11 protein-coding genes are annotated in these 14,248 nt (G+C 43.3%); 10 read left to right on the plus strand and 1 reads right to left on the minus strand.

The window, feature by feature from the left end:
• Positions 1-15: 15 nt before the first annotated feature.
• The 5 genes from rnc to acpS all read left to right on the plus strand — a co-directional run bounded on the left by rnc (position 16) and on the right by acpS (position 3,578).
• Positions 16-693, plus strand: coding sequence for a ribonuclease III (gene rnc / locus FIV01_RS02390; protein WP_152429563.1), 678 nt, complete (start codon positions 16-18; stop codon positions 691-693).
• Entirely contained in the window at positions 686-1,660 is a 975-nt protein-coding gene (era, locus tag FIV01_RS02395) for a GTPase Era (protein ID WP_152429564.1), read from the plus strand. The genes rnc and era overlap by 8 nt, the downstream gene beginning before the upstream one ends.
• 75 nt (positions 1,661-1,735) lie before the next feature.
• The gene (gene recO / locus FIV01_RS02400) at positions 1,736-2,461 is read left to right on the plus strand and encodes a DNA repair protein RecO (RefSeq protein ID WP_172971842.1); all 726 of its coding nucleotides are present in this window, start codon (positions 1,736-1,738) and stop codon (positions 2,459-2,461) included.
• A complete protein-coding gene (gene pdxJ / locus FIV01_RS02405; protein ID WP_152429566.1) occupies positions 2,458-3,189 on the plus strand; it encodes a pyridoxine 5'-phosphate synthase in 732 nt (243 codons plus the stop codon). The genes recO and pdxJ overlap by 4 nt, the downstream gene beginning before the upstream one ends.
• 5 nt (positions 3,190-3,194) lie before the next feature.
• Positions 3,195-3,578 carry a holo-ACP synthase gene (gene acpS / locus FIV01_RS02410; RefSeq protein WP_152429567.1) on the plus strand — a complete coding sequence of 128 codons (384 nt, stop codon included), beginning with the start codon at positions 3,195-3,197 and terminating at the stop codon, positions 3,576-3,578.
• On the opposite strand, the gene barA is transcribed toward acpS, so the two are convergent.
• Positions 3,563-6,337 (minus strand): two-component sensor histidine kinase BarA, encoded by a 2,775-nt coding sequence (gene barA, locus FIV01_RS02415; RefSeq protein WP_152429568.1) that lies wholly within the window; start codon positions 6,335-6,337, stop codon positions 3,563-3,565. The genes acpS and barA overlap by 16 nt on opposite strands.
• A 170-nt stretch (positions 6,338-6,507) precedes the next feature.
• Here barA and rlmD point away from each other — a divergent pair, with 170 nt between their 5' ends.
• The 5 genes from rlmD (at position 6,508) to eno (ending at position 14,161) form a co-directional block, all read left to right on the plus strand.
• Entirely contained in the window at positions 6,508-7,830 is a 1,323-nt protein-coding gene (gene rlmD, locus FIV01_RS02420; RefSeq protein WP_152429569.1) for a 23S rRNA (uracil(1939)-C(5))-methyltransferase RlmD, read from the plus strand.
• Between the two features lie 64 nt (positions 7,831-7,894).
• Positions 7,895-10,114, plus strand: a complete 2,220-nt coding sequence (gene relA / locus FIV01_RS02425; protein WP_152429570.1) for a GTP diphosphokinase — start codon at positions 7,895-7,897, stop codon at positions 10,112-10,114.
• Between the two features lie 70 nt (positions 10,115-10,184).
• Positions 10,185-10,979 carry a nucleoside triphosphate pyrophosphohydrolase gene (mazG, locus tag FIV01_RS02430; RefSeq protein ID WP_152431633.1) on the plus strand — a complete coding sequence of 265 codons (795 nt, stop codon included), beginning with the start codon at positions 10,185-10,187 and terminating at the stop codon, positions 10,977-10,979.
• A 163-nt stretch (positions 10,980-11,142) separates the two neighbouring features.
• Positions 11,143-12,783, plus strand: a complete 1,641-nt coding sequence (gene pyrG / locus FIV01_RS02435) for a CTP synthase (protein WP_152429571.1) — start codon at positions 11,143-11,145, stop codon at positions 12,781-12,783.
• 79 nt (positions 12,784-12,862) lie between these two features.
• Positions 12,863-14,161, plus strand: a complete 1,299-nt coding sequence (eno, locus tag FIV01_RS02440; RefSeq protein ID WP_152429572.1) for a phosphopyruvate hydratase — start codon at positions 12,863-12,865, stop codon at positions 14,159-14,161.
• Positions 14,162-14,248: the final 87 nt, after the last annotated feature.

The raw sequence follows: 14,248 nt of genomic DNA on the forward strand, positions 1-14,248 counted from the left end.
ATATATCGAGAGAGCATGAATTCTCCCATATCTAAATTAGAAAAAAAGCTTGGTTATTCTTTCAATGACGCTGAGCTTATTCAATTAGCGCTGACACATCGCAGCGCTCATGGAAAACATAATGAACGTCTAGAGTTTCTGGGCGATTCAATTTTAAGTTTTGTTATTGCTGATGACCTTTATCACCGTTTCCCTGACATTAATGAAGGGGATATGAGTCGTATGAGGGCAACTTTGGTTCGAGGTAATACCTTAGCTGAGTTAGGGCGAGAGTTTGAACTTGGAGATTACTTAAAATTAGGCCCTGGTGAGTTGAAAAGCGGTGGCTTTCGCCGTGACTCTATTCTTGCAGATGCGGTTGAAGCTGTGATTGGTGCTATCTATCTAGACAGCGGGATTGAAGCGGTACGTGGTATTATCTTGAGTTGGTACCAGCAGCGTCTTGAGGCTATTCAGCCTGGAGTATCGCAAAAAGATCCTAAAACACGCTTGCAGGAATTTCTTCAAGGGCGAAGAAAACCTCTGCCTGTGTATACAGTGACTAATATTAAAGGTGAAGCACATAATCAGCAATTTACTGTTTCGTGCGAAGTAGCAGGTATAGGAACGCCTGTAATAGGTAAAGGCACCAGCCGCCGCAAGGCAGAACAAGCGGCTGCGCAAATTGCACTAGAGCAACTAAATAATGACTGATTCATCGGAAAAAAACGATTTTGATATTGATGCGTTTTTTGCATCAAGTGGCGAGAAAAGTACTCCAGAGAACCAACATTGCGGCTTTATTGCTATTGTCGGAAGACCTAATGTGGGTAAGTCGACCTTGCTAAATCGAATTCTTGGACAAAAGATTTCGATTACATCGCGCAAACCGCAAACCACGCGACATCGTATTATGGGCGTGGATACTCAAGGAGATTATCAAGCAATATATGTTGATACTCCTGGTCTGCATATTGAAGAAAAACGAGCCATCAACCGTTTAATGAATCGAGCGGCTAACTCATCGCTTAGTGATGTAAATTTGGTGTTCTTTCTTGTCGATGGTACTCACTGGACCAAAGACGACGAGATGGTCTTAACTAAGTTGCAAAAATCCAATTTCCCCGTTGTTCTGTGTGTGAACAAGGTTGATAACGTTCAAGACCGTAATGACGTTATGTTGCATATGATGGACGTGTCGAAAAAGATGGAGTTTGTCGATGTAGTGCCTATTTCTGCTAAACATGGCACGAATATTGATGTGTTGCGTAAACATGTGCGTGATCATTTGCCCAAAGCAACCCACCATTTCCCAGAAGAGTACGTTACAGATCGTTCTCAACGATTTATGGCTTCTGAGATAGTTCGCGAGAAACTGATGAGGTTTACTGGTGAGGAGTTACCTTATTCTGTAACCGTTGAGATCGAGCGCTTTGATTACAACCCAGAAACAGATGGTTTTCATATCAATGCCTTGATCCTTGTTGAGCGCAGTGGCCAGAAGAAAATGGTGATAGGTAAAGGCGGCGAAAAAATCAAAACTATAGGCCGTGAAGCTCGCCTTGATATGGAAGAGTTATTCGGTCGTAAAGTGTACTTAGAGACTTGGGTGAAAGTGAAATCTGGCTGGGCAGATGATGAACGAGCTCTAAGATCGTTGGGATATATCGACGACCTCTAATTTGTGGAGGGCTTCTATTACTCCCCATCATTGAGATAAGGAGCCTTGGCTCCTTATTTTTTGGGTATCAATATGATAGCAGAAGGCTTACAGCGATGTTTTGTACTCCACAGGCGTCCTTACAGTGAGTCGAGCTTGATCCTCGATGTATTCAGTGAGGAATATGGCCGGTTAACCTTGATGTCAAAAGGAGCTCGTAGCAAACGCTCTCAACTTAAAGGAGCCTTACAACCCTTTACTCCCTTATTGCTTAAGTGGTCAGGTAAAGGTTCGATGAAAACGCTTCGTCAAGCAGAGCCTATCAGCCTTGGTTTGCCTCTTTCAGGCCTAACTTTGTATTCAGCCATGTATCTCAATGAACTGTTGGCGAGAGTCTTGATGGCTGAAGTTCCTATGCCAGCTCTATTTCATGATTATCTTGCCGCTTTAACAGAGCTGGCTCAGTGCGATAACCCTGAGCCAGCTTTGAGACGTTTTGAGTTAGCGCTTTTGTCTGCGATGGGCTATGGCGTTGATTTTATGCACTGCGCTGGAACAGGAGAGCTTATAGAACCAGAGATGTCATACCGCTATAGAGAGCAAAAAGGCTTTATTGCGTCGGTTCGTCAAGACAACTTAACCTTTTTAGGTAATGAGCTAATAGCAATTAGTGAACGTAGGTTTACTACTAAAGAGCAGTTAAAAGCAGCAAAACGCTTTACACGAATAGCCTTAAAGCCTTATCTTGGCGGGAAACCATTAAAAAGTAGGGAGTTATTTATGCAAGTCATGGCTTCCAAATCACGGAGTATTGGAAAATGAGTTCTATTTATCTGGGTGTAAATATTGATCATATTGCGACATTGCGTAATGCCCGAGGCACTAAATATCCTGATCCTGTTCACGCTGCTGAAATTGCAGAGCGGGCAGGCGCTGACGGTATTACTATCCATCTACGAGAAGACCGCCGCCATATCAAAGATCGTGATGTACACATTTTACGTGAAACGATTCAAACTCGTATGAATCTTGAAATGGCAGTCACGGATGAAATGGTTGAGATTGCACTAAAGACTCAACCAGAATATGTTTGCCTTGTTCCAGAAAAAAGGGAAGAACTCACAACAGAAGGTGGACTTGATGTTGTTGGCCATTTAGAAAAAGTAAAGTTGGCGACAAAGGCTTTGAGTGAAGCTGGTATTAAGGTCTCTTTGTTCATCGATGCAGACAGAGAGCAGATTGACGCTGCAAAAGCGTGTGGCGCACCATATATAGAGCTTCATACCGGGCATTACGCTGACGCCGAAAATGACGATGACCAGCAAGATGAACTGAAAAAAATTGCAGCAGGGGCAAGTTACGCCGCTGATCTGGGTATTATCGTTAATGCAGGCCATGGCCTGACTTATCATAATGTTGCACCAATCGCTGCTATTCCAGAGATCCATGAGCTAAATATTGGCCATTCAATTATCGGACGTGCTGCTTTTGATGGGCTTCACAAAGCGGTAGCTGATATGAAAGCGCTTATGGTTGACGCTCGTAAGTAACTATTATGGCAATTGTTGGTATAGGAACGGATATTGCGGAAATCGAGCGAATTGAGAAAGCATTTCTTCGCTCTGGAGAGAGTTTTGCAAAGCGTATTTTAACTGAGCAAGAGCTAGAGCGGTTTGACTCTTTAAAGCAGAAGACTAGGTTTTTAGCCAAGCGATTTGCAGCAAAAGAAGCAGCGTCTAAAGCACTCGGCACTGGCATTGCTCAAGGCGTTTCTTTTCATGATTTTACTATTAGCAATGACCAATATGGAGCACCCTGTTTGTCGCTATCTGGTAAAGCATTAGAGATTGCGCAACAGAAGCAAATCAACAATATTCACCTGTCTATTTCTGATGAACGTCATTATGCTGTTGCAACAGTCATTTATGAATCCAAATAAGAAGCAGCACTTTTAGTTACTTTCTCCATTTCATCTTGCAGTTCAAATAACTCTGGCTCTAGGTCTAGAATACTAGAGCCAGAATGCAGTCCTTTCTCAATAGTGGAGCAAATCTGTTTTAGTCTAGGCACGCCACAATAGGCGCTGCTACCATGCAGTTTGTGAACATGGCGGAGTAGAGCATCAGTGTCGTCGTTTTCTTGAGAGAGTGAAGACTCAACCACTTCTCTGACTTCCGGTATGTAATCAATCAGCATTTGTAACATATCTCGTGCAAGATCAGTTTTATTCGCCGATTGTTTTAGTGCTGCTTTCCAATCGATAACCATAGCATTATCTGTAGTGAGGATATTGTCAGATTGTTGTTTGTTATCGTGCTGATAGGTTTCTGCTTTGCTAGCCCCTACACTTGACGGGCTCCATTTGAGCAAAACATGTTGTAGAACATGTTCTTCTATAGGTTTGGTTAGATAGTCATCCATTCCTGCGCTAAGTAGCCTATCTCTTTCACCACTCATTGCGTGGGCAGTGACAGCAATGACAGGAGTACTTGCGTTGCGCTGAATATTCTTGATCTTATGGCAAGCTGTCACCCCATCCATTTGGGGCATCTGAATATCCATAAAAATAAGATCAAAGTTTTGCTGCTCGGCTTCGGTGACTGCATCGAGTCCATTGGTATGCGTCACGACCTTTTCGACTCTTTCTTGCAGCAGAGCACTGATAAGTTTTAGGTTTGCTGGGTTATCATCAACAGCCATTACCGTGAGCGGTAATTTTTTGCTAAAGGTAGGCTTTATCTCGACAGCAGCAAGAGTCTGTTGCTTTGTCGCTAAAATCTGTAGCAATTTTCTACGTGACAAAGGTTTGGTAATACAATGAACATCATGAGTTTGAATCAGGTGATCAGATAAAGCGAGATCAGTACTTGGGATACCAACCACTACATGAGGAGAGCATTGTTTCGCTTGCTTGACCCATTGTTCGATTTGTTCCAGCGAATGCGTCTTATTGGGTGCCAAGTTGAGTAGAGTATAATCATAGTGGCTTTCTTCAAGCGGAACGGATGAACGATAAGTGACGATCAAGCCCTGCTGAACAAGTGATTGCTGGATAACGGATGCCGCTTGCATATTTGGTTCTATGAGCAGCAAGGTGCGCTGATTGAGTGACTCAGTTTCTAGCAGTCCGCTTACTGGCATGTCGGTTGAGTGAAGTTTTAATGTGAACCAGAATGTAGAACCCTGGTGAAGCCTACTTGTGAGGCTAATCTCACCGCCCATTTGACCCACGAGCTTTTGAGTGATGACTAAGCCCAAGCCTGTACCACCATAGCGACGAGATATACTGGCATCAGCTTGACTAAATGCTTGGAATAGCTGAGCTTGCTGCCTTTCTGAAATGCCAATGCCCGTGTCACGAACCATAAACTGTAGTTCGATAACGTCTTCTTTTTGTGAGCGTAGTTCAACGCTGATGTCAATGTTGCCGCGTTCGGTAAACTTGATCGAGTTGCCGACTAAATTAGTGAGAACTTGCTGAATTCTAAGCGGGTCACCGACCACTCCACTAGGAATTTTAGGATCGACTTTCAGCGTTACTTCAAGCCCTTTTTCATGGGCGCTAGTGGCTTGCAAACTGACAACCTCTTCCAGTGACTCTTGAAAATCAAACGGAATATTCTCTAAGGCCAGTTTACCTGCTTCAAGTTTCGAGAAATCAAGAATATCATTGATAATGCTCAGTAAGTTATTAGCTGATTTTTCAATTGTTTGCAGGTAGTCAGTTTGGTTATTGGTTAGTTTGGTCTTGAGCATTTGGCGAGTAAAGCCAATGACGCCATTAAGTGGCGTGCGCAGTTCATGGGACATATTGGCTAAAAACTCAGATTTTACTCTGGCTGCTTCTTGCGCTCGTTTTTTAGCAATATCCAACTCAACATTCTGAATTTCTAGCTGCTCTAAGGTTTCTCTTAGATCAGAGGTGGCCTGATCGATACTGTGCTGCATTTCAACATGGTATTCAGATAAGGATACGGCCATGGCGTTAATACCATTTTTTAACGTATCGAGCTCACCATGCATTTTACCCTCAATTCTGACGTCTAAATGCCCTCGGCGAATTCTATCCACCATATTTTTCATATGTGAGATAGGCCGGGTGACGTCATGCATGAGTCGATGTGCAAAGATTGCCGATAATCCCAGCCCAGAAATGAGAACCAAAAACGCAGAAAAAATCTCTTGGTATTGTTGAAGCCTTAACGAAGACAGATCCAGTTCAATGGCGATGTAGCCTAATGCAGAGTTTTTGTTTTGGCTCTTAGCTGCTGCAAGTAGTCCTGATTCTGCAACAATAGGGGCCCTTAAGATGAGGGTATTTTCTTGCAGATCTGATGTGACCAAAAGTGGAATGGGTTCATTACGCGGAAAAGTCAGTGACTCGAAGTTAGGGTGAAAGTTAGAGGTCACAAACAGCTCATGGTTGTAATCGAAAACAGCGATACTTCGAACGAATTTGGAATTTTTACGGTGAGCGTAACTAATGATCCTTCGTACCGCTTCTCGACTGTTGTTTTTCAATCCTTCTTCACTAGCAATGGCTAGGGGTTCGACAATACTTAAGCCCGAGTTGATGACTTGCTTTTCAAGATCGTGATAGCGGTTGAAGGAGAAAAAGGCACTCAGGAGCAAGCCAATAATTAAAGTCGGCGCTAAAGTAAGAGTGATAACACGGGCGCGTAAGCCATATCTGGTCATTATTATCTAAACATCGTGGTATGGATATGGGAAAATAACTTCCAAACAAAAAGAAGCCGTCGAATACTTAAGCATAATAAACTCGCTCGGCTCAGACAATCATTCAAGTATGAAAAGATGATACTTGGATACGAATATCGAGCAATTGTAACAAGGCAAAGAACAGAGTTATGGCGCGTTTCTTCCAACCTAAAAAGAAAACTCAACTGAATACTAAGCACCAAGTGCTGAAAATTGAAAAACTTGATCATCATGGTGCTGGTATTGCTTATCAAAACAAAAAGCCTATTTTTGTTGAGGGCGCACTACCTGGAGAAGAGGTGATTGTTCAACTGACAGAGAGCAAAAGCAAGTTTTCAAGAGCATCTTTAATTAAGATTCAGAGCGCTAGCTCGCAGCGAATTGAACCTTTTTGTCCACATTACAGCGAATGTGGAGGTTGTAATATGCAGCACTTAAGCAGTGAGAACCAGTGGGAGTATAAGCAGCAGACCTTGAGTCAGCTTATGAGTAAATTTGCGCGGCAAACTCTTGAATTAGAATTGCCAATTTTGGGGAGAACCCAAGGGTATCGCAGGCGTGCTCGAGTGAGCGTAATGCAAGATAAAAAAACTCGCCAGCTTCAATTCGGTTTTCGCAAAAAAAACAGTAACAATATTGTCAATCTAACACATTGTCCTGTTTTGGAGCCTGACCTGAATGCAATATTGCCTGATTTGTCCCAATTGTTGCAGAGTTTCTCTCAATCTGAGCATATTGGTCATGTAGAATTAGTCAAAGCGGACAATACCTGTATTCTCGTTTTACGTCATACCAAAGCATTACCTGCCCGAGACCATCAGTCGATAATCGATTTTGCTAACGCTAAGCAAATCAGTTTGTACCTGATGCCATCTTCCAAAGATGTGGAGCTAAAATATGGGGAGTCGGGTGTCTACCAAGAGATTGGGCTAACCATCCCCTTTGAGCCTAATAACTTTATACAAGTAAACCAAGAGGTTAATGCCAAGATGGTCGCGCAGGCATTAGACTGGTTAGCTTTATCGTCGCAAGACACTGTATTGGATCTATTTTGCGGGTTAGGTAACTTTAGTTTACCTATGGCCAAGTTAGTGAATTCAGTGATTGGTATTGAAGGGATTGATGAGATGGTTGAAAAAGCTGCCCACAATGCCCAAATAAATAACATAGAGAACGCGACATTTTTTCAAGCAAATTTGGAACAAGATGTGTCTAGTGAGCCATGGGCTAATCAAAAATTTGATAAGATACTCCTTGATCCAGCAAGAGCTGGAGCGAATGGTGTCATAGAGAAAATTTCCGTTTTTGGTGCCACGAGAATCGTTTATGTTTCTTGTAATCCTGCAACTTTAGCGCGAGATTCTCGCAGTTTGCTTGAGCAGGGCTATGAATTGACGCGACTCGGAATGCTGGATATGTTTCCGCATACGAGTCATCTAGAATCAATGGCGTTATTTGTGAAGGCTAAATAAGAACTTAACTCGATAAGAGCAGTCTTACCCTACGAAAATAGAAAGTGATAACAGGATAAAGAGAATGGTTGCGGTACGAAGCGCACATTTGAATCAAGATGAACAGTTTGATTTAGATACTTGGATAGTCAGTTTAAAGCAAGATGCCAAGGTGGCTAAACGCCTTAAGGAGGTTTACCTCCGTTGCGAAACCATTTTGGAACACAGTGAGCAAAGGCCTTTGCTGTTGTGGCGTGGCCGAGAAATGATCGAAATCCTGACAACGCTTTCTATGGATAAAGCTACCTTAGTTGCCGCTTTATTGTTTCCTCTGGTATCAAGTGGGACTTACGATCGCGAAGTCTTGGCTGAAGACTTTGGTAAGGAAACCATTAAATTGATCGATGGTGTGGAGGAAATGGCCGCACTTGGGCAGTTGAACGTGACGATCGAAGGAAGTGCTGCTTCTGCTCAAGTTGATAATGTCCGCAGAATGTTACTCGCCATGGTTGATGACTTTCGCTGTGTCATCATCAAGTTGGCCGAGCGAATTTGTAACTTAATTGAAGTGAAGAAGGCGCCAAGTGAAGTTCGTTGCGCGGCAGCTAAAGAATGTACCAATATTTATGCGCCCCTCGCTAACCGTCTAGGTATAGGTCAGCTTAAATGGGAAATCGAAGATTATGCGTTTCGCTATCAGCAACCTGAAACTTATAAGCAAATTGCTAAGCAGCTCTCAGAGCGACGTATTGTAAGAGAGCAATACATAAAAGATTTTGTTGACGATCTCTCCAATGAAATCATAACCTCTGGAATCAATGCAGAGGTTAGTGGACGCCCCAAACATATCTACAGTATTTGGCGAAAAATGCAGAAGAAAAGTTTGGCGTTTGATGAGCTTTTCGACGTACGTGCCGTTCGTATCATCGCTGATAAGTTACAAGACTGCTATGCAGCGCTTGGGGTAGTCCACACTAAGTATAAGCACTTACCGAGTGAATTTGATGATTATGTTGCTAACCCCAAACCCAATGGTTATCAATCTATACACACTGTGATTCTCGGGCCTGAAGGGAAAACCATCGAAATTCAGATCCGTACTAAAGACATGCATGAAGACTCTGAGCTTGGCGTTGCTGCCCACTGGAAATACAAAGAAGGCGGTGGCGGTAGAAGTGGCTACGATGAGAAAATCACTTGGCTGCGTAAACTGCTTGATTGGCAAGAAGAGATGTCAGACTCTGGCGAAATGCTGGATGAAGTGCGCAGCCAGGTGTTCGATGATCGCGTTTATGCCTTCACTCCTCGTGGTGATGTGGTCGATTTGCCTATGGGCGCTACGCCACTCGATTTCGCTTACCACATTCACTCAGAAGTGGGGCATCGCTGTATAGGTGCCAAGGTTGCGGGCAGGATTGTTCCCTTCACGCATAAGCTGTCTATGGGGGATCAGGTCGAGATTATTACTTCAAAGGAGCCTAACCCTTCTCGTGATTGGTTAAACCCATCGATGGGTTTTGTGACCTCAGGTCGTGCACGGGCTAAGATTAACGCTTGGTTCCGCAAGCAATCGCGCGAGAAAAACTTAGAAGCTGGTCGTGAGATCCTTGAAACCGAGCTAAATAAAATTGGCGCAACAATAAAAGATGCTGAGCAATATGCACTCAAGCGATTTAATGTCAACAGCGCTGATGAACTGTATGTCGGGATTGGTAGTGGTGATTTACGCATTAACCAGATCATCAACCATATCAATGCACTGGTGAACAAGCCTACCGCTGAAGAAGAAGATCAGCAGGCCCTTGAAAAGCTGCAAGAAGCGGAAAACAAGCCGCCAGTATTGAGTCGTCCGAAAAAAGATGCGGTTGTGGTTGAAGGGGTTGATAATCTGATGACGCATTTAGCCCGTTGTTGTCAGCCTATTCCTGGCGATGAAATTGCTGGCTATATAACACAAGGGCGCGGTATTTCAGTGCATAGAGCCGATTGTGAGCAACTTGAAGAACTTCGCCACCATGCTGCGGAAAGAATCATCGATACCGTATGGGGAAATGGCTATGTGGGTTCTTATATACTCACTGTGCGTGTTGAGGCTATGGAACGTAGCGGCCTGCTTAAGGATATCACCACATTATTTGCCAATGAGAAAATAAAGGTGACCAGCATGAAGAGCCGAGTTGATTACCGCAATCAGTTATCGATTATGGACTTTGATCTTGAAGTGACCAATGTCGAAGTATTATCTCGCGTCTCCAAGCGGGTGGAGCAGATAAAAGACGTCATGTCAGTGAAGAGATTAGGTTAGTTGGTTTTCAATTTAATTTTAAGGTGAGTGGCAGATATCACTCACCTTTTTTGTTTAAAGGAAAAGAATGATGAGTCACCCAATAGAAGAATTAGAACAAATAATGATCAAGTTACGTGACCCAGAGCAAGGATGTCCGTGGGACTTACAACAAACATTTGACACTATTGTTCCGCATACGATTGAAGAAACCTATGAAGTGGTTGATGCCATTCACAAACGAGACTGGGCCAATTTACAAGAAGAGTTGGGCGATCTTTTGTTTCAAGTGATTTTTTATAGCCAGCTAGCGAAAGAGCAGGGGTTGTTTGAATTTTCCGATGTCGTTACTGATGTTAACCAGAAGCTGACTCGTCGCCATCCACATGTATTTTCGAGTATTGAGTTTTCAAGTGAAGAAGAAATTGCAGATAACTGGGAAGCAGAAAAAGCCAAAGAGAAGGCTGAAAAAGGCAGTACTGAACAAAGCATTTTAGACTCTGTCCCTCGTTCATTACCCGCATTATCGCGAGCAAATAAAATTCAAAAAAAGTGTGCCCGTTATGGATTTGACTGGGATTCTTTAGGGCCAGTGGTCGATAAAGTTCGAGAAGAAATTGATGAGGTGATGGATGAAGCGCTTCAGGTATCGCCAAATGAAGAAAAACTTGAACTAGAACTGGGAGATTTATTGTTTGCGACAGTGAATTTAAGTCGTCATCTAGGAAAAGATCCAGAATCGGCATTGAGTAAAGCTAATCATAAATTTATGCGCCGCTTTAAAGGGATAGAATCTATTGTTGCGACGCAAGGTAAACAATTGAAAGACTACGATTTAGAGCAGCTTGACGAGTTTTGGAATCAAGTCAAACAGCAAGAGTCATAGTTCGACATAGCCAAAAATGCGCTATTCTAATTTGATTTGAAGCAAGAAATAAAAAATGACAGTGTGATAGATTTCACGTTGTGGCGATAAGGGTCTTCTGGTATATTTATCTCCCGTCCAGAAGAAAACCCATTTCCCTCATTCAACCAATTTCAGGTTAAACATGACGACAAATTACATTTTTGTTACTGGCGGGGTCGTATCCTCTCTAGGTAAAGGTATTGCAGCAGCATCACTTGCCGCTATTCTTGAAGCTCGTGGTCTTAAAGTGACTATGATGAAGCTGGATCCGTACATTAACGTCGATCCGGGTACTATGAGCCCAACTCAGCACGGCGAAGTTTTTGTAACGGAAGATGGTGCTGAAACTGATCTAGACCTTGGTCACTATGAGCGTTTTATTCGCACCAAGATGAGTAAGCGTAACAACTTTACTGCTGGTCGTGTTTATGCCGATGTTTTGCGTAAAGAGCGTCGTGGTGACTATCTGGGTGCGACGATTCAGGTTATTCCTCACATCACGAATGCGATCAAAGATCGTGTGATTGCAGGCTCTGAAGGCCATGATGTCGCTATTGTTGAAGTCGGTGGTACAGTCGGTGATATTGAATCTTTGCCATTTATGGAAGCGATTCGCCAGTTAGCCGTGGAATTAGGACGCGAGCGTGCTATGTTCATGCACCTGACCTTGGTTCCGTATCTAGCCGCCGCTGGTGAAGTGAAAACCAAACCCACTCAGCACTCGGTAAAAGAGCTGCTTTCGATTGGTATTCAGCCTGATATTTTGGTTTGTCGCAGCGATCGCATGATCCCTGCCAATGAACGTAAGAAGATTGCATTATTCTGTAATGTTCCTGAGAAAGCCGTCATTTCGATGAAAGACGTTGACTCTATCTACAAAATCCCACAGTTGATCAAATCTCAAGGTCTTGATGATCTTGTTTGCGCTCGTTTTGGTATTACCGCACCTGAAGCTGACTTGTCTGAGTGGGAGCAAGTCATCTACGAAGAAGCTAACCCGACAGGCGATGTCACCATAGGCATGGTCGGTAAGTACATCGAGCTACCTGACGCATACAAATCCGTTAACGAAGCGCTCAAACATGCGGGTCTTAAAAATCGACTCAATGTCACCATTAAATATGTAGACTCTCAAGATGTTGAGAGTAAAGGTGATGAAGCGTTAGCTGGCCTTGATGCGATTTTAGTTCCTGGTGGATTTGGTGATCGTGGTATTGAAGGTAAAATTCGCTCTGCCCAATATGCTCGTGAAAATAATGTTCCCTATTTAGGTATTTGTCTTGGGATGCAGGTTGCACTGATTGAGTACGCGCGTAATGTCGCAGGTCTTGAAGGTGCACATTCAACAGAATTTAACAAAGAGACTAAGTACCCTGTGGTTGGATTGATCACAGAATGGGTTGATGGCGAAGGTAAAGTTGAAGAGCGCACAGAAACCTCAGATCTTGGTGGTACTATGCGTCTTGGTTCTCAGTTGTGTCACCTAGAGAAAGGTACTAAAGCGAGAGAGTTATATGGTAGTGCTACTATCCATGAGCGTCACCGTCACCGCTATGAAGTTAATAATGTACTTCGACCTAAAATTGAAAAGGCTGGCTTGAAAGTGTCAGGTTTATCTGCGGATAAAAAATTGGTAGAGATGATTGAGAACCCTGCTCACCCTTGGTTTGTAGCGGCTCAATTCCATCCAGAGTTTACCTCCACACCGCGAGATGGACACCCGCTATTTGCTGGTTTTGTAAAAGCCGCAGGTCAATTTTCCCGCGGTGAGTTTGAGAAGTAGAAAAGGACATAGGCAGTAGCAAAAGTTGTGCTGTTGCCTTTTAAGTTTGACATTTATATTTGAACGAGAGGAATCATCAATGTCTAAGATCGTTAAAGTTCTAGGTCGTGAAATTATCGACTCACGTGGTAACCCAACCGTTGAAGCTGAAGTGCACCTAGAAGGTGGCTTTGTTGGTATGGCTGCAGCACCATCTGGCGCTTCTACAGGTTCACGTGAAGCTCTTGAGCTTCGTGATGGTGATAAAGCACGTTTCTTAGGTAAAGGTGTTCTAAAAGCAATTGAAGCAGTAAATGGTGCGATTGCAGACGCTCTAGTTGGCAAAGATGCGAAAGATCAAGCTGCTGTTGATGCGGTTATGATTGACCTAGATGGTACTGAAAATAAATCTAAATTCGGTGCTAACGCTATCCTAGCGGTTTCTCTAGCGAATGCTAAAGCTGCGGCAGCAGCCAAAGGTATGCCTTTGTTTGAGCATATTGCTGAGCTTAACGGTACTCCAGGTCAATTCTCTATGCCTTTGCCTATGATGAACATCATCAATGGTGGTGAGCATGCAGATAACAACGTTGATATTCAAGAATTTATGATTCAGCCTATTGGCGCTAAAACTCTGAAAGAAGGTCTACGTATCGGTGCAGAAGTTTTCCACAACCTAGCTAAAGTACTGAAAGCGAAAGGCATGAGCACAGCAGTTGGTGATGAAGGTGGTTTTGCGCCTAACCTAGAATCAAACGCTGCTGCACTTGCAGCAATCAAAGAAGCGGTTGAACTCGCAGGTTACGAGCTTGGTAAAGACGTGACGCTAGCGATGGACTGTGCTGCATCTGAGTTCTACGACAAAGAAGCGGGTAACTACAACATGAAAGGTGAAGGTAAAATCTTCTCTTCTGAAGAGTTTAACCATTACCTAGCTGGTCTAGTTGAAGAGTACCCAATTGTTTCTATCGAAGACGGTCTAGATGAGTCTGACTGGGATGGCTTTAAGCACCAGACAGAGCTACTTGGCAACAAGATCCAACTTGTTGGTGATGATCTGTTTGTAACCAATACTAAGATCCTTGCTGAAGGTATCGAGAAAGGCATTGCTAACTCAATCTTGATCAAGTTTAACCAAATTGGTTCTCTGACTGAAACACTAGCCGCTATCAAGATGGCTAAAGATGCAGGCTACACAGCTGTGATCTCTCACCGTAGTGGTGAAACTGAAGATGCAACCATTGCTGATCTAGCAGTTGGTACAGCAGCAGGTCAAATCAAAACTGGTTCAATGAGCCGTTCTGATCGCGTTGCTAAGTACAACCAGCTAATCCGTATCGAAGAAGCACTTGGTGAACGCGCTCCTTACAATGGTCTTAAAGAAGTTAAAGGTCAGTAAACACAGCTCGTTTAGCTAGCTTTATTAAACATCGCCTCTAGTATTAGAGGCGATTTTTTATGTCAATGGTTTTATTCAAAGTACTCT

This window comes from Vibrio aquimaris (assembly GCF_009363415.1).
GTDB lineage: Bacteria > Pseudomonadota > Gammaproteobacteria > Enterobacterales > Vibrionaceae > Vibrio > Vibrio aquimaris.